Annotated in this window: 26 protein-coding genes and 1 other annotated feature (1 of these 27 running past the window's edge); of the genes, 8 read left to right on the top strand and 18 right to left on the bottom strand. The window is 37.5% G+C overall.

The features are described from left to right. Window positions 1-49: a binding site (T-box leader), on the top strand (it extends 169 nt beyond the left edge of the window). Between the two features lie 63 nt (window positions 50-112). After that, window positions 113-1,792 carry an arginine--tRNA ligase gene (argS, locus tag MKX67_RS02235; RefSeq protein WP_322910336.1) on the top strand — a complete coding sequence of 560 codons (1,680 nt, stop codon included), beginning with the start codon at window positions 113-115 and terminating at the stop codon, window positions 1,790-1,792. Window positions 1,793-2,005: 213 nt separating this feature from the next. Here the strand turns inward: argS and MKX67_RS02230 are convergent, their stop codons facing one another. Next, entirely contained in the window at window positions 2,006-2,872 is an 867-nt protein-coding gene (locus MKX67_RS02230; RefSeq protein WP_322910310.1) for a sulfite exporter TauE/SafE family protein, read from the bottom strand. A gap of 120 nt (window positions 2,873-2,992) precedes the next feature. Between MKX67_RS02230 and MKX67_RS02225 the strand changes: the two genes are divergently transcribed. The 3 genes from MKX67_RS02225 (at window position 2,993) to MKX67_RS02215 (ending at window position 4,829) form a co-directional block, all read left to right on the top strand. Then, complete coding sequence (locus MKX67_RS02225; protein WP_095370853.1) at window positions 2,993-3,568, top strand: YqaA family protein; 576 nt, start codon at window positions 2,993-2,995, stop codon at window positions 3,566-3,568. Window positions 3,569-3,665: 97 nt separating this feature from the next. Next, window positions 3,666-4,112: a DNA starvation/stationary phase protection protein gene (locus MKX67_RS02220; RefSeq protein WP_322910309.1), complete on the top strand. Its 447-nt coding sequence runs from the start codon at window positions 3,666-3,668 to the stop codon at window positions 4,110-4,112. Window positions 4,113-4,250: 138 nt separating this feature from the next. Continuing rightward, window positions 4,251-4,829, top strand: a complete 579-nt coding sequence (locus MKX67_RS02215) for a pyridoxamine 5'-phosphate oxidase family protein (protein WP_095370855.1) — start codon at window positions 4,251-4,253, stop codon at window positions 4,827-4,829. A 101-nt stretch (window positions 4,830-4,930) separates the two neighbouring features. On the opposite strand, the gene MKX67_RS02210 is transcribed toward MKX67_RS02215, so the two are convergent. Further along, the gene (locus MKX67_RS02210) at window positions 4,931-5,383 is read right to left on the bottom strand and encodes a GNAT family N-acetyltransferase (protein ID WP_095370856.1); all 453 of its coding nucleotides are present in this window, start codon (window positions 5,381-5,383) and stop codon (window positions 4,931-4,933) included. A 166-nt stretch (window positions 5,384-5,549) separates the two neighbouring features. On the opposite strand from MKX67_RS02210, the gene MKX67_RS02205 reads away from it, so the two are divergent. The 3 genes from MKX67_RS02205 (at window position 5,550) to MKX67_RS02195 (ending at window position 6,809) form a co-directional block, all read left to right on the top strand. Further along, window positions 5,550-5,972 (top strand): SRPBCC domain-containing protein, encoded by a 423-nt coding sequence (locus tag MKX67_RS02205; RefSeq protein ID WP_095370857.1) that lies wholly within the window; start codon window positions 5,550-5,552, stop codon window positions 5,970-5,972. Beyond that, window positions 5,969-6,292 carry a metalloregulator ArsR/SmtB family transcription factor gene (locus tag MKX67_RS02200; RefSeq protein WP_095370858.1) on the top strand — a complete coding sequence of 108 codons (324 nt, stop codon included), beginning with the start codon at window positions 5,969-5,971 and terminating at the stop codon, window positions 6,290-6,292. Before MKX67_RS02205 ends, MKX67_RS02200 begins: the two co-directional genes overlap by 4 nt. An 85-nt stretch (window positions 6,293-6,377) precedes the next feature. After that, window positions 6,378-6,809 carry a DUF4395 domain-containing protein gene (locus MKX67_RS02195; RefSeq protein ID WP_095370859.1) on the top strand — a complete coding sequence of 144 codons (432 nt, stop codon included), beginning with the start codon at window positions 6,378-6,380 and terminating at the stop codon, window positions 6,807-6,809. Window positions 6,810-6,856: 47 nt separating this feature from the next. Here MKX67_RS02195 and MKX67_RS02190 read toward each other — a convergent pair whose 3' ends face one another. Then, window positions 6,857-7,591, bottom strand: coding sequence for a glucose 1-dehydrogenase (locus MKX67_RS02190; protein WP_095370860.1), 735 nt, complete (start codon window positions 7,589-7,591; stop codon window positions 6,857-6,859). A 199-nt stretch (window positions 7,592-7,790) separates the two neighbouring features. On the opposite strand from MKX67_RS02190, the gene MKX67_RS02185 reads away from it, so the two are divergent. Further along, window positions 7,791-8,369, top strand: coding sequence for a TetR/AcrR family transcriptional regulator (locus tag MKX67_RS02185; RefSeq protein ID WP_095370861.1), 579 nt, complete (start codon window positions 7,791-7,793; stop codon window positions 8,367-8,369). Between the two features lie 366 nt (window positions 8,370-8,735). Here MKX67_RS02185 and MKX67_RS02180 read toward each other — a convergent pair whose 3' ends face one another. The 15 genes from MKX67_RS02180 to MKX67_RS02110 form a co-directional block, all read right to left on the bottom strand. Then, window positions 8,736-9,758 (bottom strand): siderophore ABC transporter substrate-binding protein, encoded by a 1,023-nt coding sequence (locus MKX67_RS02180; protein WP_095370862.1) that lies wholly within the window; start codon window positions 9,756-9,758, stop codon window positions 8,736-8,738. Window positions 9,759-10,106: 348 nt separating this feature from the next. Continuing rightward, the gene (locus MKX67_RS02175; RefSeq protein ID WP_095370863.1) at window positions 10,107-10,877 is read right to left on the bottom strand and encodes an ABC transporter ATP-binding protein; all 771 of its coding nucleotides are present in this window, start codon (window positions 10,875-10,877) and stop codon (window positions 10,107-10,109) included. Then, window positions 10,874-11,830 (bottom strand): iron chelate uptake ABC transporter family permease subunit, encoded by a 957-nt coding sequence (locus MKX67_RS02170; protein WP_095370864.1) that lies wholly within the window; start codon window positions 11,828-11,830, stop codon window positions 10,874-10,876. The genes MKX67_RS02175 and MKX67_RS02170 overlap by 4 nt, the downstream gene beginning before the upstream one ends. After that, on the bottom strand, window positions 11,817-12,773 hold the full coding sequence (locus MKX67_RS02165) for an ABC transporter permease (RefSeq protein ID WP_095370865.1): 957 nt from the start codon (window positions 12,771-12,773) through the stop codon (window positions 11,817-11,819). The genes MKX67_RS02170 and MKX67_RS02165 overlap by 14 nt, the downstream gene beginning before the upstream one ends. A 580-nt stretch (window positions 12,774-13,353) precedes the next feature. Then, complete coding sequence (locus tag MKX67_RS02160) at window positions 13,354-14,136, bottom strand: serine hydrolase (protein WP_095370866.1); 783 nt, start codon at window positions 14,134-14,136, stop codon at window positions 13,354-13,356. Further along, window positions 14,133-15,149, bottom strand: a complete 1,017-nt coding sequence (locus tag MKX67_RS02155; RefSeq protein ID WP_251162953.1) for a dipeptide ABC transporter ATP-binding protein — start codon at window positions 15,147-15,149, stop codon at window positions 14,133-14,135. Before MKX67_RS02155 ends, MKX67_RS02160 begins: the two co-directional genes overlap by 4 nt. Continuing rightward, window positions 15,139-16,068, bottom strand: coding sequence for a C40 family peptidase (locus MKX67_RS02150; protein WP_095370868.1), 930 nt, complete (start codon window positions 16,066-16,068; stop codon window positions 15,139-15,141). Before MKX67_RS02150 ends, MKX67_RS02155 begins: the two co-directional genes overlap by 11 nt. Then, on the bottom strand, window positions 16,058-17,161 hold the full coding sequence (locus MKX67_RS02145; RefSeq protein WP_095370869.1) for a dipeptide epimerase: 1,104 nt from the start codon (window positions 17,159-17,161) through the stop codon (window positions 16,058-16,060). Before MKX67_RS02145 ends, MKX67_RS02150 begins: the two co-directional genes overlap by 11 nt. Window positions 17,162-17,176: 15 nt before the next feature. After that, window positions 17,177-18,103, bottom strand: a complete 927-nt coding sequence (locus MKX67_RS02140; RefSeq protein ID WP_095370870.1) for an LD-carboxypeptidase — start codon at window positions 18,101-18,103, stop codon at window positions 17,177-17,179. Window positions 18,104-18,349: 246 nt separating this feature from the next. Next, window positions 18,350-19,978, bottom strand: coding sequence for a peptide ABC transporter substrate-binding protein (locus MKX67_RS02135; protein WP_307315508.1), 1,629 nt, complete (start codon window positions 19,976-19,978; stop codon window positions 18,350-18,352). 70 nt (window positions 19,979-20,048) lie between these two features. Next, window positions 20,049-21,047: an ABC transporter ATP-binding protein gene (locus tag MKX67_RS02130; protein WP_095370872.1), complete on the bottom strand. Its 999-nt coding sequence runs from the start codon at window positions 21,045-21,047 to the stop codon at window positions 20,049-20,051. Window positions 21,048-21,052: 5 nt separating this feature from the next. Then, window positions 21,053-22,003, bottom strand: a complete 951-nt coding sequence (locus MKX67_RS02125) for an ABC transporter permease (protein WP_095370873.1) — start codon at window positions 22,001-22,003, stop codon at window positions 21,053-21,055. Beyond that, the gene (locus tag MKX67_RS02120; protein ID WP_095370874.1) at window positions 22,003-22,935 is read right to left on the bottom strand and encodes an ABC transporter permease; all 933 of its coding nucleotides are present in this window, start codon (window positions 22,933-22,935) and stop codon (window positions 22,003-22,005) included. Before MKX67_RS02120 ends, MKX67_RS02125 begins: the two co-directional genes overlap by 1 nt. A 12-nt stretch (window positions 22,936-22,947) precedes the next feature. Further along, complete coding sequence (locus tag MKX67_RS02115) at window positions 22,948-23,772, bottom strand: M55 family metallopeptidase (protein WP_095370875.1); 825 nt, start codon at window positions 23,770-23,772, stop codon at window positions 22,948-22,950. A gap of 157 nt (window positions 23,773-23,929) precedes the next feature. Next, a complete protein-coding gene (locus tag MKX67_RS02110; RefSeq protein WP_095370876.1) occupies window positions 23,930-24,247 on the bottom strand; it encodes a DUF3870 domain-containing protein in 318 nt (105 codons plus the stop codon). Window positions 24,248-24,415: the final 168 nt, after the last annotated feature.

Raw genomic sequence — 24,415 nt, 5'->3', positions numbered from 1 at the left:
CGTCACGAACAATTAGAGTGGTACCGCGGGTTTAAGGCTCGTCTCTCAAATTATGAGAGACGGGCTTTTTTATGTTTTCCTATATTTTTTGGAGGTGAAAAAGGTGATAGATATGAAAAAGACAATCAGTTCATGTATTCAAGTTGCAATAGATAACGCCTTAAGTGAAGGTGAGATTCGTCGCTTGTTAGAAACGCCTAAAACATCCGAACATGGCGATCTCTCTTTCCCATGTTTTGCACTAGCAAAGATTTATAAAGAAAACCCAAATCTATTAGCAAAAGACTTAACAGGAAAGCTGACTCATGAATGGATAGATCATGTTGAAGCAGTTGGGCCATATGTAAATATATTTTTTAATAAAAAAGCAATCAGTCAACTCATTATTCAAGCCGTACTACATCAAGGAGAGAATTACGGACAATCAGGAAGCGGTAAAGGTAAGACAATCGTATTAGACTACTCTAGCCCCAATATCGCCAAACCATTCTCAATGGGGCATCTACGTTCGACAGTCATTGGTCATTCCCTTGCACTTATAGCAGAAAAGCATGGATATGATACAGTTAAGATTAATCATTTAGGCGACTGGGGCACACAATTTGGCAAACTCATTACCGCCTATAAGCATTGGGGAAGTGAAGCTTTAATTAAAAAGGAGCCAATTAAGGAATTACTCCAATTATACGTAAAATTTCACGAGAAAGCTGAGGAACATCCCCACTTGCATGAAGAAGCAAGAGCTTGGTTCAGAAAACTTGAACTTGATGATGCGGAGGCAAAGCAACTTTGGTCTTGGTTTAGAGACGAATCTTTAAAAGAATTCGAGAAAACCTATCAACTGCTCGGTGTCTCTTTTGACTCTAATTATGGGGAGGCCTTTTATAACAATCAAATGAACGCGGTTGTCGATACACTGCAACAATCTGACTTGCTATCTACCTCTGATGGAGCAGAAATCGTACCCTTATCAGATGAAAATCTACCTCCTTGCTTAATTAAGAAATCAGATGGAGCGACTCTTTATGCTACACGCGATATTACGGCAGCCATTTATCGTAAACAAACATACCAATTTGATGAGGCTCTCTATATCGTTGGTCCAGAGCAGTCCATCCACTTCCAACAAGTCAAAGCCGTATTATCTAAAATGGGGCATTCCTGGGCGACACATATCCATCACATCCCATTTGGGTTGTATTTACAAGAAGGTAAGAAGATGTCGACAAGAAAAGGTCGTGTCATATTATTAGAGGAAGTATTACAAGATGCCATACAATTAGCTTCAGAGAATATTGAACAAAAAAATCCTCATCTAAAGAACAAAGATGAGGTAGCTAAAGCTGTTGGTGTAGGAGCAATCATTTTCCATGATTTAAAGAACGAACGAATGAAACAAATAGAATTTTCTTTAGAAGACATGTTAACATTCGAAGGGGAAACCGGTCCGTATGTACAGTATACCCAAGCTAGAGCGCAATCTATTTTAAACAAAAGTCAGCAACAGACTTATAAAATAGAAGGTCTATCAAGTGAATACGCTTGGCAAGTAGCTAAACTTTTATCCCTTTATCCAGATAAGCTCGTCCTTGCCCATGAAAAATCAGCACCGTCCATCATTGCCAAATATTTAATTAGTCTAGCGCAAAGCTTTAACAAATACTATGCTAACGAAAAAATACTTCATAAAGATGAACATTTATCTTCGAGACTCGGTCTTGTCAAAGCAGTAACAATCATCTTAACTGACGGCCTGCATTTACTTGGTATGAAGGCACCTCAGGAGATGTAATTTCACCTTGTACATCAGCTCCCTCTTTAGCCAATTGGGAGCTATATGATTGAATGAAACAAAAGTCTACAGTTAGTTACCACTATATATCCGGCGGCTACAATATGTAGCCTTTTTAAAAAATGCAATCTACCAGGAAAGAGCTAGAAACAGGCTTACTTCGTCATATTTCTAATCCACACTAAACCCAAAGCCTACCCTGTATGTCCCTGTTTAAGAGTACCCTTTTTCTTCTCGCCAATGAGCAATATGTCTTTTCCCTAGAACAGTGAAAAAGTAGAGAAGATAAAGAACAACGATGATTAATCCAAAAACATTTTGTTCAAATGCCTTAAGTGCCACACTCAAAATCGTCGTTAAGTATAGAAATGATAGTAATGTAGTAATTTCTTTGTTTTCAAAAACATCGGTTGATCTAGCTCCGAATTGAGAACCTAGTAGCCCACCAGCAAGTAAGAATATCCCCATAAAATAATTAATTTCTACAGTGAATGCGTAGGATAAGAAACCTGCTGAAACAATAAATAGGACTGCAAATAAGCTCGTTCCTACCGCCTTCTTAGGTAACATACCTAGAAAGGCAATCGACATTGGTACAATAATAAACCCTCCACCTACACCTAAAGAAGTGGAAACAAACCCTGCAAACAAGCCGATTAAAACCATTTTTAATATGGAAGGTTGAACTAACCCGCTCACTCCTTGCTGCGCACTTTTCTTCTTAAACATTTGGACAGAAAAGAAAGAAAGCAACACAATATACATAACAGGAATCGCCCATTCATCTAACTGATGAGCATCTAAAAAGACAACAAAAGGATGGGCAATTTGGGTAGCAATAATCCCACTCACCCCTAAAATAATCCCTGCTTTCCAATTAATATTTTTTAATTTTATATGACCGATAATCCCAGAAGATGAACTCCCAATTGTAAATAACAAACTTGTCGCAATTGCCTCAATAGGGGCAAGTCCAATGAGCATTAATAATGGTGTTAATATAAACCCTCCACCGATGCCAAAAAAACCTGACAACACACTAATTAAGGCACCTAGTAGAAAAAACAATATCAATTCCACAATTCCATCACCTTTCTATCAAACAACCATCCCCATCATACCCCATAGTAATGAAAAGAAAAAGTGCACATATAATTTCTAAAGGACAAACCACGTAATCTTAAAAAGGGGTTTTCATATATGCAAGAAATTTTACATTTACTTAAAGAATGGTTATTGGAATATGGTGTGTTTGGACTTTTTTTCGTTTCGTTCGCTGACTCTTCTTTCTTCCCCATTCCTCCTGATTTACTTTTGATTCCAATGGGACTAGCAGACAGTGATCATGTGTATTGGTACGCTTTTCTCACTACTTTCGCTTCTGTTATCGGTGCAATCTTTGGCTGGTATATCGGATTACGAGTTGGCAGGCCTGTCCTACGAGCACTTTTTAAAGAGCAACAAATCATGAAAGTAGAACTGTACTTTCAAAAGCTTGGTCCATTGGCCATTCTGATATCTGCCTTTACACCCTTACCGTTTAAGATATTTACGATTTTATCTGGCATCTCAAAAATGAAAATACAGACCGTTGTATTATGGGCAACGATTGGAAGAGGCGCAAGGTTTTATTTTGAAGCTTTTCTCATCCATCAATTAGGCAATAAAGCTGTACCTTTCATAAAAGACCACTTTACGGCATTGACCATTTATATGGCTATATTCATTATTATTATCTTCATCACAACACACTATATCAAAAACAGATTAAATTAATTCCTTAATTATAATTATTATAATTAAGTATTGATTTTAATTTTAAATCAGTTATAATATAGTTAAGACAAAACATTCTTGAGGAGATGACTAAATAATGATTACATTAGATACGAAATTAAACGCTGCCCTAAATACACAAGTTGCTAACTGGAGCCTACTTTATACGAAGTTGCATCGCTATCACTGGTATGTAACAGGTCCACACTTTTTTACACTACATGAAAAATTTGAAGAGTTATATAATGAGGCAGCTGAGGTAGTCGATGAAATGGCTGAACGCATTCTTACAATCGGTGGCAAACCAGTTGCGTCAATGAAAGAATATCTTGAGGTAGCTACACTAAAAGAAAATCTTGATGAAAAATCAGCAGAAAAAATGGTTGAGAACTTAATCAGTGATTATCAACATTTACGTGCTGAATTAAAAGAGATTACAAAGCTAGCAGATGAAGAAGAGGAACCAGCAGTTGAAGATTATGCAGTTGGCTTAATTAATTCTTTAGATAAACATATTTGGATGCTTAATGCCTATCTAGGCTAAGTACAATAGAAATAAAAAAGAAGCGAGCGAAATAGACTAATAGTTTTTCAGTCTATTCACAATCGCTTCTTTTTTATTTAGCTGTTCCCCCTTATAATAAACATAAGACAATCAACGACTGTTTAAAGGAGGCAACAAATGTTCAACAATGTCATTCAATCAGAAGAAGAATTAGAAGCTCTATTCACTCCCCCAAGTAAAGGAGCTGCTAATAAGGTCATATCTATAATCGATGAACATTGCAAAGACTTTCTTGCTCGTTCACCGTTTCTTTTTTTAGCAACAACCAATAAAGACGGGCAATGTGATAACTCACCACGTGGAGATTATCCTGGGTTCGTACAAGTGTTAGATGAGAAGCATCTAGTTATACCTGATAGACCAGGTAACAGGAGATTAGACAGTATGCACAACATCTTAAGCAACCCACAAGTTGGTCTATTATTTATCATTCCTGGTCTAAATGAAACATTAAGAATTAACGGAAAAGCTTCGATTATTCAAGATGAAGACATCCTAGCTAAAATGGCCGATAAAGGAAAGGCACCTCTCTTAGGGATCGCTGTTGAAGTTGAAGAATGTTTCCTCCATTGCGCTAACTCATTTAACCGAGCGGGAATTTGGAAGCCTGAAACTTGGCTCGAAAAAGAGTCCCTTCCTTCACCCGCGAAAATGTTCGCTGCACATATTGCTACAAATGTCATAGAAAAAGTATAGATCCCTATGACTCACGATTGTTTTAATAGGCTTATAGGTTCCTTCTGAAAGATCTTTTAGGAGGAATCTCAAACCTTTTCAACTTCATCCCAAGTGTATATTTACAATTTCAACTTCATCCCCTCATGCGTTGCTTTAAACCCTATTTTCTCATAAAAATGTTTCGCCTGAGATCGTTGCTTATCTGTTGTTAACTGTACAAGTCGCACCCCTTTTGCTTTCGCTCTCACTATCGCTTCTTTTATTAGGGCTTCACCAAAACCTTCTCCCCTACATTCACTTGCTATCCGCACACCTTCAATGATTGCTCTCCAAGCACCACGATGAGTTAAATAAGGGATATAAGTCAGTTGACAAACACCTACAACATTCTCATCCCATTCTGCTACAATTAATTCATTATGGCTATCTCCACTAATAGCTTCAAACGCTTCTTCATAATCCTGATGTAGGGGGCTGGACACATCTTCTCGACTTGTTCCTAACACATCATCTGCTAATAATTGAACAATCCTTTCTAAATCCTCTCTTTTTGCCTCTCTAAAGATCATCATAACCATCACCTCCTCTCTTATCTTACTTTCCTCACCTTCGCTTTAAAATGACAAATAATCTAAGACTTACCATTCAATTTGATTATCAATTGACATAAAACCTTTTGGTGTTATATTATCAAAATTATAGAACCATAAGGTGTCATATAACTAAGGGGGATATGAAATGAATACAATAAAGGATATTCAACAATCTATCATTTTAAATGCACCAATAAATAAAGTATGGCAACATGTTGCAACTAGTGAGGGAATCGCAGAATGGTTTATGCCTAATAACTTTCAAGCAACAGAGGGATTCACATTTGAAATACAGTCTCCGTTTGGCCCTTCTCCTTGCCAAGTACTAGAAATCGATGAGCCAAATAAATTATCTTTCTCTTGGGATACTGACGGATGGGTTGTCACCTTTTTATTAGAAGAAGTAGACAATAGAACAAAATTCACACTCATTCATAGTGGTTGGAAAGAAGCGAATACAATTCTTACTAAACCAAATGAAAAAAGCGAAATTATTCGTGAACGTATGAATAATGGATGGGAAGCCATCGTGCAAAAACGTTTAATGATGGCAATAGAGCAATCATGACAGCAATTAAGCACGACGTTTTTCAGGCAATTGCTGACCCTACTAGAAGACATGTTCTCCAGCTACTTTCAAAAGAAGAACTATCTATCGCTGCAATCAGTGCTTATTTTCCAATCAGTCGCACGGCGGTAGTCAAACATCTGCATATTCTCTCTGATGCCAACTTAGTGAAGAGCCACAGGAAAGGCAGAGAAAACATCTATCATATTAATCCAGAACCTTTAACAGAAGTAAGCCAGTGGCTGCATTATTATGAACAATTCTGGAATAACAAACTCACTAAATTAAAGTTTATTGTCGAGAATGATAAAGAAGAGTAGTCGTGTTAACGAAGCGAAAATAGGTATAATCAACTAAATTTCATGATATAATGAACCAAACACATTGGAAAGGTTGGTTTTTAAAATGAACAACCAACAAATCGCTTCTATTCCGCGTCCTCTCGTTAAAACGAATCAATGGGTTATCGTCCTAAGTGTAATTGCGACACTGATAACTGGGCAATTCTTCATTTTACTTATTCCCTTACTTGCTGGATTGATTGGCTTACTAACAGGGAATAATCCAGTGATGGTGATAGCTAAAAAGTTTCTCAAAAAACCTTTATCCTCTTATATACCTGAAGATAAAGCGCAACAACAATTTAATCAGTTAATTGCTGTAGTATGTTTAAGTATTGCATTCATTAGCTCTATCATTGGGTGGACAATACTATCTTACTCTTTCGCCATTATTGTCGGATTAGCAGCAACCATTGCTCTTTGTGGCTTTTGTATTGGCTGTTTTATTCACTTTCAGTACAATCAGTATAAATATAGACGCTCTTTGCGTTCGTAAAATAAAAAGCGAGGTCAATATGAGACCCCGCTTTTTTTCTATATTGATTACATTGCAGTTAATCCACCATCAACGATGAATTCAGAACCTGTTGAATAGCTTGATTCATCTGATGCTAAATATAATACTAGGTTAGAAACCTCTTCAGGTTTTGCCATGCGTTTAAGTGGAATATGTTTAGAGAATTCTTCTACTTGTGCTTTCGTATCCTCTTGAATAATCATTGGTGTTTCAATTACTCCAGGATGTACAGAGTTTACACGAATGCCATAGTGAGAGCATTCCATTGCTGCGGCTTTTGTAATCCCACGAACAGCGAATTTCGTATCTGTATAACCGACTGCCCCGGCAACAATACCATTCATAGATGAAATGTTAACGATCGAGCCACCTTCTGCTTTTTGCATGGAAGGAATAACCGCTTTCATCCCTAAGAAAACAGATACTTGGTTAATATCTACAATACGACGATATTCTTCTTCCGTTGTTTCAAGTAATGATTTAGACATTGTAATACCCGCATTATTTACTAACACATTAACAGGACCGAATACTTCCTCAGCTTTAGCTACAACTGTTGCCCAGTCTTTTTCGGTTGTTACGTTTTGTTTAACGAATAAAGCATTTTCACCTAATTCCTTTGCAACAGCCTCACCTTTTTCTGTGTTTAAATCAGTAATCACTACTTTTGCCCCTTCTTCAATAAATAGACGCGCATGAGCCGCACCCATCCCTTGAGCCGCACCAGTAATAATTGCTACTTTTCCTTCTAATCTTGCCATGTATAATTCCTCCTCTAATCTATCAAAAGTTATTCATGAAACCAGGATAATTGTCACTATTTTTATACTACATATGTAAATTAACAGAATTCTAATCAGTTGTCAAAATAAATGTTTCGAGTATGAAAATAATATTTGCTTAACGCTCTATTTTTCATGTTATACTCTTTATTAAGACACAGTATGAAAGGTGGTAGTCATGGTGGTAAAAGAAGACCGTCGAGTCGTGCGAACACGTACGAATTTAAAAAGTGCCATGTTAAAGCTGTTATCCGAAAAAGACTTTAAAGAGATCTCAATAACAGAAATATCTAAAGTGGCCAATTGTAATCGTGTGACATTTTACTCGCATTATAAAGATAGCTCTCATTTATTAGAAGATATATTTCAAGACTACCTAGAACAACTCGCTCAATATTTCCGTGATAGCTTTAAAGGAAAAAAAAGCTTCTTATTATCTGACCCAACACGTAATGTCCCCATCTTCGAATACGTACAAAAAAATCAATTCGTCTTCTCCCTAATGTTGATTGGCGAAGTGATACCAGGTTCACAAAACCATTTTTGTGAAACCATTACTAGCATTAGTCGCAGTGAGTTACAATTAAAAGAAGAAGTATGGTTTGATATAGAAGCGATTAATTTCTATGAAACCTACGCCCTTTTAGGACTATTTATCTTTTGGATAAAAGAAGACTTTCAAACAACTCCCGAGGAAATGGCTCAAAGACTTTCTTTCCTTCACTCAACCAGCTTGGGAGAGGCCATTGTTAAATAAAATGAACACTTAAGCTATACATAGATTTGTCTATTAAATTGAAATCATTCTACATTGATATGTTCATACCAACTATATTTCTCGTTAATTAAGCTTTGGGTGATGCAACAATTGTTGCCCACCCTATCTTTCTTTAGTTGTGACTGTTTAACAAACTGTGAAAATAGGGATTTTTTAATACAAGACCTTTTAGAGTCTTTCTACTCTTAATGTACGAACAAAACCTTTTTGCTCTGCTATCCTTGGTATTTCCGCTATCGTTGTAACAGCAAATCCCATCAAAAAGGATATACTTAAAACAAAAAAGAAGCATCTTTTTAAGAATGCTTCTTTTTCTATAGGATAATCGCTTACTCTAACAGCAGATTATTTTAATTCAGCTAATACTTCTTCGATTTTAGCAAGCTCAGATTGTAAGCCGCCACCACTTAAGTACCAAAGAGCACCATCAAGGTAGATCACACGATCATTTTGGTACGCTTGTGTTTTCTTAATAATATCGTTTTCAAGATCTTTTTCGATATTAGAATTGCCATCTACAGCCGCTGTACGGTCGATAACAAATAATACTTCTGGATCAAATTCTAGAATCGCTTCAAAACCGAAGTTTGAACCGTGAGATGAAGATTCGATATCTTGTGTAACTGGTTTGAAGCCGTAAACATCATAGATATAACCAAAACGAGAGTTTTCAGCAAATCCAGAAAGTTTTCCTTCATTATACATAGTCACTAATGAAGTTTCATAGTTGCCAGCTAACTCGTTAATTTCTTCAAGTGCTGTATCGTATTTTGCAAGATATTCTTCTGCTTCTTTTTCTTTATCAAACATTTTTGCAGCTACGTCAACAGAATTTTGGAATGTATCCCAATAAGCATCTTCGCTAGTACCTACAAATACAACTGGTGCAATTTCTTTTAATTCTTCATAAAATGCTGATTGACGACCAGAAATAAAGATAACGTCTGGATCAAGTTCAGCAATATCTTCTAAAAGAGGACCTTTTAAAGAACCAACATTTGTATACTCATCAGATGCATATGCCTCTAAGTGAGATGGCAAAGTAGACTCTTGAGGTAAACCAACTACCCCTTCAACTCCAAGTGCATCTAGTGTATCTAAGAAACCGTAGTCAAAAACAACAATTTTTTCAGGCATGCTTTCAAATTCTACATCTTCAAAGTTAACTGTTGTTCCGGCATCACGACTTTCAGTTGAAGCAACAGTCGGAGACACAGTCATTGGATAAGCAGAACCTTCCGCTGCATTATTTTCTGTTTGTTTATCTTCTGAGTTGCCTGCATCTTCAGCAGTATCGTCATTGGAACCACATGCAGCAAGCATTAAAACAAGCGCTAGAAAAAGACTAGCTAACTTCCATTTCTTCATATGTATGACCTCTCCCTATTGTATAATCTCTTATTAGCAATGATAATCATTATCACTGATAACAATAATCATTATAGATTGATTTAGACAAATCGTCAATACCATTTGCATAATTATTTTGAATTTTTTTAGAAAAATATTCTATAATTGGAAATTAATTATTTTACTGACTGTTTATTTCACCTATCGAAACACTTGCCAAATTTAGATTTTTAACGTTTGCTAAAAAAGAAGCATAAATTAAGATGTTTTAATAAAAGAAGCATAAAAATGAATAAATATGCATTTAAAGTTATGATAATTCCTTATAAAAAGGCGTGATAGTAACCCTTCCTATAAGGAATCTCTTTAAGAAATTTGCGAATTAAAATATACACATATACGGCAACCATCTTGCTCTTGAATAGGAATATCCATATCATAAATTTCTCGCAATGCGACCGAATTAATAATCTCTTCAGTCGGTCCATTCTTTACTACTTTGCCGTCTTTTAATGCGACAATCCGATCGGAATAAACAGAAGCAAAATTAATATCATGCAATACAATGACGACGGTTTTTCCAAGATCGTCAACTAATTTACGGAGAATCTTCATAATTTGGACGGAGTGCTTCATATCCAAGTTATTTAACGGCTCATCAAGCAAGACATAATCAGTATCTTGTGCAATAACCATAGCAATAAAAGCTCGCTGCTTTTGTCCCCCTGATAACTCGTCTAAAAACTTATCTTCCATATCTGAAAGGTTCATATATTCAATTGCCTGATCAACAAATTTCTTATCAGCGTCATTTAATCTACCCTTAGAGTATGGATACCTTCCAAACTCTACAAGATCTCTCACTGTTAACCTGACATTAATGTGATTCGCTTGTTTTAAAATCGATACGCGTTTCGCAAATTCATTGGACTTCCATTTCGTCACATCATTTTGATCAAGCAATACCTCTCCTGTATCTGCTTCTAACAATCTACTAACCATCGATAGAAGTGTAGATTTCCCTGCACCATTTGGTCCGATAAAAGAAGTAATGGTCCCTGGCTCAATTGCGACTGTAACGTCTTCAACAACAGGCTTTTTATTAAAACGCTTCGTTAATCCTTTTATTTCAATCATCCGGCTGACCTACTTTCTTTTAATAATAGATAGATGAAGTAAATACCACCAATAAAGTTAATGATAACACTTAATGTTGTTTTTAATTCAAATACATGCTCAACTAGGAATTGTCCACCGACTAAAGCTATGATACTAATTAAACTAGCACCAAGAATGAGCGTAGAGTGCTTATATGACGAGAGAAATTGATAGGACAGGTTAGCAACAATCAGCCCAAAGAATGTAATTGGCCCAACTAACGCAGTAGAAGTGGCAATCAAGACTGATGATAGAATTAGTACATTCATAACCATACGATCATAGTTAATCCCCAGGTTAATCGCATTTTCACGCCCAAGCGACATAACATCCAATTTATCCATGATGAAATATCCGTATATAAAAGCAAGTAACAATATGCCAAAAGCAATCATTAGTAAATCAGCTTTTACATTTGTAAAACTTGCAAATAACTTGCTTTGTAAACTTAAATATTCAACGGGATCGATCATTACTTGTAAGAATGTCACCAAGCTACCAAGCAGCGTACCAATAATCATCCCAATTAATAAAAGTAAGTAAATCGGGTGTTTGTCTGCTCTGAATAAGAAGCGGTATAACAACAATGCAAAAATGACCATGGCACATATAGCTGCACCAAAATTTAAATATTTGTTTAATACCCATATCGACATCGAACCCGCGAAGAAGTAAATCATCGTCTGAACTACTTCATACATAGAATCGATCCCCATCACAGAAGGTGTTAAGATTCTATTGTTAGTGATTGTTTGGAATACAACTGTAGAATAAGCAATCGCAACTCCGGTAACAACCATAGCTGCCACACGAATCATACGCCTTGGGAAAGCATAATCAAACCCACCTTTTATATCGTAAAAACCATACAGTACTATACAAACGACAGATATGACCGCCAAAACGATTAATTTGGTACTATTTTTTCGCATATGCTCTCCCCCTAAATAACATAATTAAGAAGATGACACTACCGATTACCGCAACTGTTACGTTCACCGGTATCTCATAAGGGTGGATCACAATGCGCCCAATAATATCACAAATTAATAAGAACACAACGCCTAAAAGAGCCGTATGTGGAATCGTTTTTCGGAGATTATCTCCCATATACAGAGACACGATATTAGGTACAATTAAGCCTAAGAACGGAATGACACCGACAGTTAGTACAACAGTCGTAGCAATGATAGCAACAAGGATGAGACCAATATTTAAAACCCACTTATAGCTCAATCCTAAATTTTTCGCAAATTCTTCTCCCATACCTGCAACGGTAAATTTATTAGCATATAAATAAGCCAAAATGAAAACTGGGATACTTACATATAAAAGTTCATATCGGCCCGAGATTACTAAAGTAAAACTCCCCATTAACCATGAAGATATATTTTGCAGGATATCAGCTTCATACGCAAAGAAAGTGGTAATAGAAGACAAAATATTCCCGTACATTATTCCAATAAGAGGAACAAATATAACATCTTTAAATTTGATACGATCAAGTATTTGCATAAATACCATCGTACCGACAAGCGCAAAGGCAAAACTAAAAAGAACTTGCTGGGTATACGTTACGTTTGTAAAAAATAGCATGGAAATCATAATACCTAGTTTAGCAGCATCTAACGTTCCCGCGGTTGTCGGAGAAACAAATTTATTCCTGCTCAAACTTTGCATAATCAATCCAGCAATACTCATTCCTGCACCAGCTAAAATAATCGCTATTAATCTAGGTACACGACTAATCAGGAAAATTTGTGTTTCATCAGACTCCCAATCTAGCAAATCCATTGGTTTAATATCAATCGCACCGATAAATAGTGATATAAATGACAGGACTATAGCTGCACAGATTAACATCCATATTCTCATATGTAAACCTCATTATCTGTTTATTCTCATCATGACAACTGAAAATGATTATCAATCTAAGTCCATTTATCATTATATAGTATAAAAAAACCTAAAACAACAGCGAATTCCTCTAGTTAGAAAGAAAAGTTAGACAATTTCAATCTAAAAAGGAGAATATATTTTGTGCCATCAAAGTTACTTGTTGGCATCTTTAGTACCATTATGTTTTACAAAAGATGGATTGATTGCGGTAAAGGCTCCGGTCTTATGGGGCATGGGGAAGTGTGCACTTTGACTCAGGGGATTCTTATACTTTAGAGGTAGACTTTCGATTTTCTCTTCATGCTTGACCTGATTCCTCACTTTCATTTCGGAGCTAATTCAACCGCTTTTGCAAATCCGAATTGGCTATTTCTCAGCAAAGACGGTTTTACCGTATCCTTGTCATCGACTCACATTTCTTCACGTTTCTATATGCGAAGAATGCAGTAATTCCCTGCTCCCATCCTCAAATCGTACAGCAATACTGATATCGCCGACTTAAACAAAAAAAAGCTCTGAACACAATGGTTATTCAGAGCCTAATTTGCTATAACAACTATATTATATACCTCTTAATCGCCATTCCTATTTCACTAATAAGTTGTTTACCAATCATTTGATTAGGTAAATTAGCTGTTAAAACAGCGGCAAGAACATACTTATTTTCATGACAGAAGTAAGCACAATCATGTTGAACACCTTGTAGCGAGCCACTTTTACTTCCGTAACTAATATTTGGATGGCTCTCTTCCTCTAATTCTGCCGTTAATAATGTGAATTGTTGTTTCGCCATTATACTCTCCATGAGCATGTAGCTATCTTTTATCCATCGCCCTTTGTCTTTCATTACTCTTAGCAATTGCACCATATCGTAAGCACTTGTTAGATTATTCACTCCTCTTTCAATCGCTTGAAAGTCCATCATTTTTCTGTTTAAACATGTTTGTTCTAAATTTAAGCTTTTAATCAAACGATTGATTGTCTCCATCTCCAAGCGATCAATGATCCAATTTGTTGCACTATTATCAGAGACAATCATCATTAATGTAAGGATATCTTTCCATGTAAAGGAAGGATTGGGAGATAGAGCTGATAAAACCCCTGCCCCTCCAACAGAAAGACCACCCTTTACTTCTTCTTCTAAGTGTAAACGACCTTTTTCCACTTCACGTAATGCTGTTAATAAAATGGGCACTTTTATTAGGCTTGCTGACGAAAACACTTGATGGGAATTGACTGATAAAATACCTTCGTCGGTTTCTATATGTACAGCTGCATCTAGACAATGTTGCTGCAACAACTCATTAACAGCTTGTTTCATTACCTCCAATTTACTCATGATTCCCTCGATGCAGCTGCTTGCTTACCATTCTTACCGTCTTGCAGGTCTTCATTATATAAGTGGCAAGCAACAAAATGTTTATCATCAACCTCTTGCCAAACAGGAGCTTGTGTCGCGCACACTTCCATAGCATGTGGACACCTCGTCCGAAACACACAGCCACTTGGTGGATTGACTGGACTTGGCAACTCTCCTTTTAAAATAATTCGTTCCCGTCTATCTTCTACATCAGGATCAGGTATGGGGATTGCTGATAGTAGTGCTTGTGTATATGGGTGTAAGGGTTTCTGATAAAGGTTTTCACTTGAAGTTAACTCTACTAAATGTCCTAAATACATAACGCCTATTCGGTCACTAATATGCTTAACCATGGACAAATCATGGGCGATAAAAAGGTAGGTTAAGCCTTTTTTCTTTTGTAAATCTTTTAATAGATTCACAACTTGCGCTTGAACAGATACATCTAATGCAGAGATAGGTTCATCAGCAATAATAAATTCTGGATCCAACGAGAGTGCTCTAGCAATACCAATCCTTTGTCTTTGCCCCCCGCTAAATTCATGAGGGTAGCGGTTTGCATGATCCCGATTTAACCCGACATCCTCCAGTAATTGATATACCCGTTCTAGACGTTCTTTTTTATTTTGATAAAGTCCTTGGACTTCCATCGGTTCAGAAATAATCTCTTGTACAGTTGAGCGAGGATTTAATGAAGCATATGGATCTTGGAAAATCATTTGCATTTTGCGATGGAATTGAAATTTTTCTTTTTCATTCATTTCATGAATATTTTTACCATCATATAAAACATCTCCAGCCGTACGATCATATAAGCCAATGATTGTTCTGCCTGCAGTCGATTTACCGCAACCTGACTCGCCTACAATCCCAAAAGTTTCTCCTTTTTTAATGTCAAAAGAAACCCCATCAACAGCTTTTAAAACGCGGTCTTTCCCTAAATGAAAATGCTTCTTTAATTGTTGGACTGATAAAATCGTTTCAGCTTGCATGTGAATCTTCCCCTTTTTTCCAGAAACGCCTTGCTGCCATTAGTTCTTTCTCGTATACCGTCCCAGCGAGTGGGATTATCTCAACATTCTTTCCCGTCTTTGGTGAATGCAGTAATTTACCATCCCCATAATAAATACCGACATGATGCAGCGCTCCTTTACCTTCTTCATAAGCGAAGAATAAAAGATCCCCTCGTTGTAGGGAATCAAGTGAAACTTCTTCTCCTTCAACAGACTGATCATGTGCATCTCTTGGTATGATGACACCATTCGCTTTACACGCAGTATAACTTAATCCAGAGCAATCATAACCGTAGCTACTCATCCCACCCCAAAAATATGGTAAATCAAGAAATTGTTCAGCTGATTCAACCACTTTCTCACCATCTTTCACCGACCAATCGGATCTAGATGAAAAAATCTCAACGTCACTCCGCTGTAAAGCACCTTCTCCGTCAGGTGTTTGTACAGTAACCAACTCACCTTTTTCTGAAATTAATGGTAAGACCGTTAAGTAACTTAGAGTGAGGATTTCATTTGTTTTAGTTAAATTGGCTTTTTTCGCAGTGACCACAGCAATCGGTCCTTGCATGACATCCCAGCTTTCACAAGCCGTCATTTGACATTTCGGTACCCAACCAGGGTAACCAACACTATTTTTGGAAGAAGGTTGAGTAGGTACAACCACATGAAACCATTCATTTGTCTCTTCTATCACGACGACTTCTTCACCATATAAAAGTTGTGATTGTACGAGATTGGCATTACATAGTTCTAAAGCTGTCTCGTAATCTAGTGATGCAATCCAAGCATTAAGGTCAGGATTTTGCTTGATACCTTGCTCATCTATTGCTCTAGGAGATTGGGCAGACGTCCATAACGTAGCAACAGGGACATTCGTAATCCATTTATTTACCAAGAGAAACCCCTCCTTTAATATCTACATCTATTATGCCTAACCCCGATTCGTTCGGAAATGTGATCTTTTTGCTTCTATATTGAATACCACCATCAACGATATCTTTCGCCATCATTAAAGGAGCATCAAAGTCAAATCGCGTAATATTTCTTTTACTTGCAGCAAAATGAGCGGCAGCAGTAATACCTACTTTCGTTTCGATCATGCTACCAACCATACATTCTATCCCGCTTGCTTCTGCCAATTGATTGATCATCTGGGCCTGATAAATCCCACCAGCCTTCATCAGCTTAATATTAATGAGATCTGCGCTACGGTTTTTAACGACTTCCAACGCCTGCTTCGGTGTAAAAATACTTTCATCGGCCATGATTAATGTATCAACATGATCCGTTACTTGTTTTAAGCCGTCGATATCCCAAGCTTTCACTGGCTGCTCAACTAACTCAATGCCTAAATCTAAATCTTCCAATTTTCGTATCGCAAAAATGGCTTCCTTCTTGCCCCATCCTTGATTAGCATCTAGTCTTAACTTAATTTTATTACCAATTCTACGGCGTACCTCTTTAATACGCTCGATATCAGTTGCAATACTATCTTTCCCTACCTTGATTTTTAATACATCAAACCCTTGTTGCACATAGTTTACCGCATCTTCCCCCATTTCTTCGGGGCCATTTACACTTACTGTATAATCGGTTTCTATTTCATGCGTATATCCACCTAAAAATTGATAGAGTGGTAGCTTACATAATTGTGATAAGCAATCATAAATAGCCATATCGATTGCTGCCTTCGCACTTGCATTACCAACTATTGCCGTTTGAACTATTGAAAGCATTTGTTCATATTGGGAAAAATCCGTATGCATTAGATTCGGAGCCATCACTTCGTTAATAGCCGCTTCAATACTCCCCATCGTATCACCTGTAATGACAGCTGTAGGCGGCGCTTCTCCCCAACCAACAATTCCGTTATCACAAATTATTTTGATAATGACACTATCCGCTGTATTTACTGTGCGCAGCGCGGTTTTAAATGGCTTTATGAGTGGTATAGCTACGCGATGTGTCTCAATTCTTTTGATTTTCATATTTGACATCCACCTTTATAAGACTCCATGTTCAATCGTTAAATCTTGTGTCTCGGCATTAAGCTTTGCAGGTACACCAAGTGGTAAAGAAAAATGCGGTGTACAATGACCAATCATGAAGCCTTTCACAGCTGGCTTTCCGATAAGTTTAAAATAGTAATCTAACACTTCATCTAGTGATAATGATTGTTCTCTTTCAGGCTTACAATTCTTAAAATTCCCAATGACGAACCCTGCTGCTTGTTGGAGCTTCCCAGCCATATATAGTTGATTCAACATGCGGTCAATCGATCTCGGCTCCTCATGAACATCTTCGATTAAGATAATTTTATCCTTCGTATCAATCTCAAATGCAGTTCCTATTGTGCTAGTGAGCAAACACAGATTACCTCCGACAATGTCACCTTCTGCTACTCCTGAAACAATTGTCTCAAGATTCCCTAATGTTTTAGGATATACCCTACCTTCTGGTTCCATTATTTGCTTCATAAAAGTCTTCGATAACGTTTGATCCTCTTGCACTGAGCCGATATCTGAAGCTAGCATCGGTCCATGAAAAGTAACTAACCCCGTCTGTTGTCGAATAGCTGTATGTAGAAAAGTAATATCACTATAGCCCCAAAAAACCTTTGGATTTTCAGCAATCATTTTATAATCAATATCATCAGCAATTCTAGCTGTTCCATAGCCACCTCCTGCACAGATAATGGCTTTGACTTCCTTATCAGCAAACATCATATGTAAATCTTTTAATCTATTCTCATTCGGCCCAGCTAAATAACCGTATTGTTCAAAGAGAGACTGGCCGAGCTTTATTTTCAATCCTAATTCTTTCTCCAAAAAAGTAAATGAACGTTTTAAGTTTTCTTGATTTGGTGGGCTTGCAGGTGCGATTACCCCGACTGTATCCCCCATGCGTAATCTAGCCGGTTTGATGATCATTTCCCCACATCCTTTTCATTGTCATTACTTCAATATATGCGTATGTGTATTCTGTTATTTCATCACTACCTAACATCACAAGCAATCTTTTAAGCGCGATTAGGCAAATCTAGACATCAATCTATTTATTTCTCAGGAAATATTGTCGAAATATAAGAGCTGTTCAGCTATCATTTCTTACTATATGTGAAGAGTGAACCCCCGAAAGGGCTCACCTCACCATTCAAACCTCATATCTTAATAAAATTATTTTTTATCTGCCCACTTCAATTCGATATAGCCAACTGGATGGCGAACAATACCAGTTATATCTTCATTCTGTAAATACACTTGATTGTAGAAGTGAATCGGCATGATCGGCATTTCTTCAAAAAGGATTTTCTCGGCTTCATACATCATTTCAAAACGTTTTTCTTCGTTTGCTTCGTTCTTAGCATCTTTAATCAATTTGTCATATTCTTCATTAGACCAACCTGTACGGTTCATTGAATGTCCTGTTTGGAAATTTTCTAGGAAGTTAATTGGATCAGCATAGTCAGCTAAGAAAGAACTTCTAGAGAATTGGAACTTAAGAGCTGTTTGTTCTTCTGAAAAGACATTCCATTCCATATTCGCCAATTTCACACTAACATCTAAGTTTTCTTTAAGCATTTGTTGGATCGCTTCTGCCATTTTTTTGTGATTCTCACTTGTGCTATAAGTTAACGTGACTTCAGGAAGTGTATCATATCCTTCTTCTTCCATTCCTTTTGCTAAAAGAGCCTTCGCTTCCTCAAGATTAGTTTCTACCAGATTACCACTAGCTTCACGGAAATCCTTACCTGATGGATCTTTAAACCCTGGGGAAACAAATCCATATGCTGGCTCTTCACCATTTTTTGTAACGTAATCAACAATCTCTTGTTGATTGATTGCCATGACAAACGCCTTACGAATATTCACATTTTGGAATGGTTCCATCGTTACATTAAAACGGTAGAAATAATCTCCCGCTTGTTCGACCATTTGTGCAGAACCATCAGCAAATAATTCTTCGCTCAACTCCGCTGGAACAGCTGATGTATCAAGTTCACCAGTTTTATACATTTGATATTCTGTTGTTTCATCATCCACCATCGCCCAGTGAACCTTATCTAACTTCACATTAGTTGCATCCCAATAGTTCTCATTTTTCTCCATTACAAAGTGGCTATCATGCTGCCATTCTGTTAATTTGAAAGGTCCATTTGAAACATATGAATCAGCTTCTGCGAACCATTCTGGGTTTTCTTCAGCCACTTTTTCATTAATCGGGAAGAACGCCGGATTCGTGATAACGCTTAAGAAGTAAGCTTGTGGACTTGTTAATGTTACTTCAAATGTTTTTTCATCGACAGCCTTTACTTGAACATCATCTGCAGAACCATCGCCGTTATTAAAAGCTTCTCCACCTTCAATGAAATAACCTAAAAACGCGGCAGCCGAACCAGTATCTGGGTTTAGTAGCCTTTTCCACGCATAAACGAAATCGCCCGCTGTTACATCATCGCCATTAGACCATTTCGCATCGTCTCTTAAATGGAATGTATAAACTTTACCATCCTCAGAAACATCCCATTTCTCAGCAATTGCTGGAGCTGGTTGGTGATCTTCTCCTAATCTTGTTAAGCCTTCCATCAAGTTATTCAATGCCGACCAAGAGACACTATCAAAACCGATTGGCGGGTCAAAAGAGGTCGGTTCTTGGGCATTATTCATATACAATACTTTTTCTGCCGCCTCTTCTCCTCCTCCAGTTTCACCATCTGTTTCCTTCCCTGCCTCCTCATTCGCTGTACAAGCAGATAGAACAAGAGCGAAAACTAGTAATAATACAAGTGAGAATAGCTTCTTCATCATATTTCCCCCTTCATCTTTATAAAATTTTATATTTTCAGCTATTTCAGCTGATAAATATTAAGACTGCTTACTTGACCATCATTTTTAATTTTTGCGCCCTTTCATCTTGCAACCAACAATCCACTTTATGTGTATTGGAAAGTTTCTTTTCACGAGGAATGATCTTATCACATACTTCCATAGCAAAATCACATCTTGCTGTAAATGGACAACCAATTGGTGGTGAAAATAAATCAGGGGGTGAACCTAAAATAGGAACCAGTTCCCCGCCAATTAGATCGAGTCTCGGTACAGATTGCAACAACCCTTTCGTATAAGGATGCTGGGGCTGATAAAAAATTTCTCTCCTCGTGCCTTCCTCAACGATTTTACCAGCGTACATAACGGCAATGCGGTCAGCTACTTGGGCGACCACACCTAAATCATGTGTGATCAAAATAATGGATACATCAGTCTTCTTTTGTATTTCTTTAAATAAATCAAGTATTTGCGCTTGGATTGTTACATCCAAAGCTGTTGTTGGTTCATCAGCAATAAGAATTTCCGGCTCACACACCAGGGCGATGGCAATCATCAGCCTTTGTCTCATCCCCCCACTAAATTCATGAGGGTAGTTTTTCATACGCATATCTGCATCAGGAATACCGACAAGATTTAACATATCAAGTGCCCGTTTTCTTGCCTTTTCTTTTGTTGAACCATCATGTTGTATAATGCCTTCTATGAGCTGCTTTCCTACAGTCAATGTCGGGTTTAATGCCGTCATTGGATCTTGGAAAATCATTGAAATATCCTTCCCGCGTACAGTTCTCATTTCTTTTTCAGAAATATTCACGAGGTCTTTATTTTTAAATCGAATCGCACCAGACGCAATCTTTCCTGGTGGTGAGGGGATGAGCCTCATAATACTTTGTGAGGTCACACTTTTCCCACAACCCGACTCGCCAACAATGGCTAATGTTTCTCCCTTATTTAAGTCGAAGGTAACACCTCTTACTGCTTTTACTTCTCCGCCATACGTCTTAAACGTTACATGCAGATCTTCCACTTCAAGTATTTTCTCCATGATTGTTACCTCCTTAACTTAGGATCCAATGCGTCTTGTAAACCGTCACCTAACACATTAAATGAGAACATCGTTAAACTAATAAATAACGCTGGGAAGAATAGTCTCCACCAATCTCCAGTTAATATGGAAGTGAGTGCATCATTAGCCATCGATCCCCAACTAGCTAGTGGGGGTTGAATCCCTAACCCTAAGAAACTAAGAAAGGCTTCAGCGAAAATGGCTGATGGTACTGTTAAAGTCATCTGAACGATTATCGGTCCCATCGTATTCGGAAGTAAGTTTTTACGAATGATTCTCCCCGTTTTCGTACCAAAGGTTTTCGATGCCATTACAAATTCATAGTTTTTCACCTGAAGAACTTGCCCACGGACAATCCTGGCCATTCCTACCCAGCCTGTGATCGACAGGGCAAAAATAATGGTGAATAATCCTGGTCCCATGACCACACTTATTAAAATCACAACTAAAAGATAAGGAAGACCGTATAATACCTCTACAATCCGCATCATTACATTATCTGTGCGTCCACCCTTATAACCGGCAATGCCTCCATAAGCAACACCAATGGCAAAGTCAATAAGTGCTGCAGCAAGACCAACAAATAAGGAAACTTGGGCCCCTTCCCACACTCGAGTAAAGACATCTCTACCTAGTTCATCTGTGCCAAACCAAAATTCTGAAGATGGCGCTAAGTTTTGATTCGCCAGCATTTGTTCCGATCCATTATGAGGGGAAATCAACGGTCCTACAAAAGACATAATGGTTAAAAGAACAAGAAAAACGAGCCCTGACATAGCCAATTTATTCTTCAATAGCCTTTTCCATGCATCTTGCCAATAAGAAAGACTTGGTCTAACTACCGCTTCCGCTTTTCTTTCATCTTTTTCTTTCGGGGAAAACCAATCATCTGGAATATCTGTATATGTATCGTTCGTTTGCTTTTGTATCTCCATCAGTTCCCCTCCTTTTTATGAAGCTTAATTCTAGGGTCTAATATGCCGTAAGCAATGTCGACAAGGAATAACATGACGATTAATATCGAGCTGTAAAACACCGTAGTCCCCATAATGACTGGATAGTCACGCGTATTGATACTCTCAACGAAATACTTCCCCATGCCCGGGATAGCAAATATTTTCTCAATCACAAATGTACCTGTAAGAATACTGGCAGCTAATGTACCTAGCACGGTTACTACCGGTAAAAGCGCATTGCGCAGTGCATGTCTAAAAACGATTGTTACAGGCTTCAAACCTTTCGCTTTCGCTGTGCGAATATAGTCCTGAGTTAACACTTCTAGCATGCTGGATCTTGTAAGCCTAGCAATAATTGCCATCGGTCCAGTCGCAAGCGCTAGAGTCGGTAGCACCATATGCATTGGACTCGACCATGTTGCTACAGGAAAAATTGGAAGGTTAACTGCAAGTTGCTGAATTAGCATGGTTGCCATGACAAAATTCGGAATGGAAATACCTAAAACAGCTACAGTCATAGCTAAATAATCTATAAAGCCATTATGTCTAAGGGCGGCGATCACGCCGAGGGTAATCCCGGATATAACGGCCACTATGAGGGTTACCATCCCTAATTCAAAAGAAACAGGAAAGCCCCGACCGAGCATATCATTAACCGACTGCGCCGGCTTTTTAATCGAAGGTCCAAAATCAAAGGTAACGACAGATTGGATATAAGAAAAATACTGGACATATAGTGGTTCATCTAAATGATAGAATGCTTCTAAGTTCCTTTGAACAGCTTCACTTGTTGCACGTTCATTATTAAATGGCGAACCTGGTATAGCATGCATAAGAAAGAATGTAAGTGTGATGATTACCCATAAGGTGATGACCATCGCCCCGAGTCGTTTTCCAATGTACTTAAGCATAGACACACCTCCTTAGCAATATGATGTTCTCGAAGCTAATTCAGTCATGACAAGCATGGCACGATAAGCCTCTAAGATGTCTTTCGCTTGAAATTGCACCGTTGTTGTTCCCTCTTCCAAATGAGTTCCGGGCATTAATGCTGCCCACTCTGCTTGACCATAATTAGCAAACTCAATTTTAAGGAGCGGCTTATCTGGAGGCACAAGCGGCTTAACTCTTTCTTTATTCTCTATTGCTTGCACTGTCTTTTCTTTCAATAAAATCTCTGCTTTTGCTGGCGTAAGTGACTTCACTGCTGAACGGGTAATCGTTTCTTTCACTACCGCTGTCGTTATATGAGGAATTAAGCTTTCTGCTTCTTTCGCTGCTTGGTCATCACCAGCCACCATGATGACAGGGACACCATAGTATCCAGCTACATATGCATTGAACCCCAACTCACCAACAACAACATCGTTAATAAACATATTTCTCACATTAAAAAACATAGAATGCGACATTACGCCCTTCATGGAAGCGCGGGCATGATATCCGACAAAAATTGCTCCAGCATAAGATTCATCTAAGCCTTCTACCATTGAAAAGGGCTTTACATCCCCAGTAATCAAACTTGTATCTGGATGGAGATATTCAATCATTAAATTATTCATTTTCGAATGACTATCATTCACAAGCACCTCTTCACAACCTTGATTGAAGGCCTCTGTGATTACATAGTTCGCTTCATCAGTCATAATTCTCCGACCACGTTCATAGTTGTTTTTAGCTGAATCTACTTGAGTATAATCAGCAAGCCCTGTAATTCCTTCCATATCGACTGACACATATAATTTCATTTTGTCCCCTCCAGCTTATGATTCTCAGAAAATTGAAAATATTTTACAAATAAATATCATACCTTCATCATTAGAAATCAAAAAAATCCAACGACCAAGGCAGAGTGAAATAAACCTTTAGTCGCTGGATTTTATCTGCGATAAACAGAAAAAGCAGCTATTTCATTTTAATTTGGTTATATTTAATAAGTGCATTGCGATACGCTACCATTATGGCTTTCTGCGATGATCCAAAATATCTCGTTTCGATTTCATTTAATAAGAAATCCGACTCCAACAAACTTTGCCCAACGAAAATAGATTGGATGAAAGCTGATGTTAAACCTATGGTTGAAGAGCATTCAGCATCGATAATCTTCCCAGAATCTTTCTCAACCACAAAGGCAATGAAAAAACCATTGTATTGTTGCATGATCGCATTGTTAGAAGAGGTTTTACTCTCTCCAATAATATAGAGGGTATTTGGCGGAAACATTTTTCTTCCTCCTAGCCAGTATGGATATTACAAGAGGTGCTTATGTAAAAACATAAACATTCATTGTAATGCATAAGACCCTTACTTAGAATTGTAAACCATTCGTCCTAGCTTTGACAATCAATTTTCAATATTTTTCGTAATATTTTTTTAATTTTGTCTTATTTA

Source organism: Cytobacillus sp. FSL W7-1323 (genome assembly GCF_038595015.1).
GTDB classification, from domain to species: Bacteria; Bacillota; Bacilli; order Bacillales; family Cytobacillaceae; genus Cytobacillus; species Cytobacillus kochii.
Note: the sequence above shows the minus strand (reverse complement) of the source record. Positions and strands in the feature narration are given on the sequence as shown.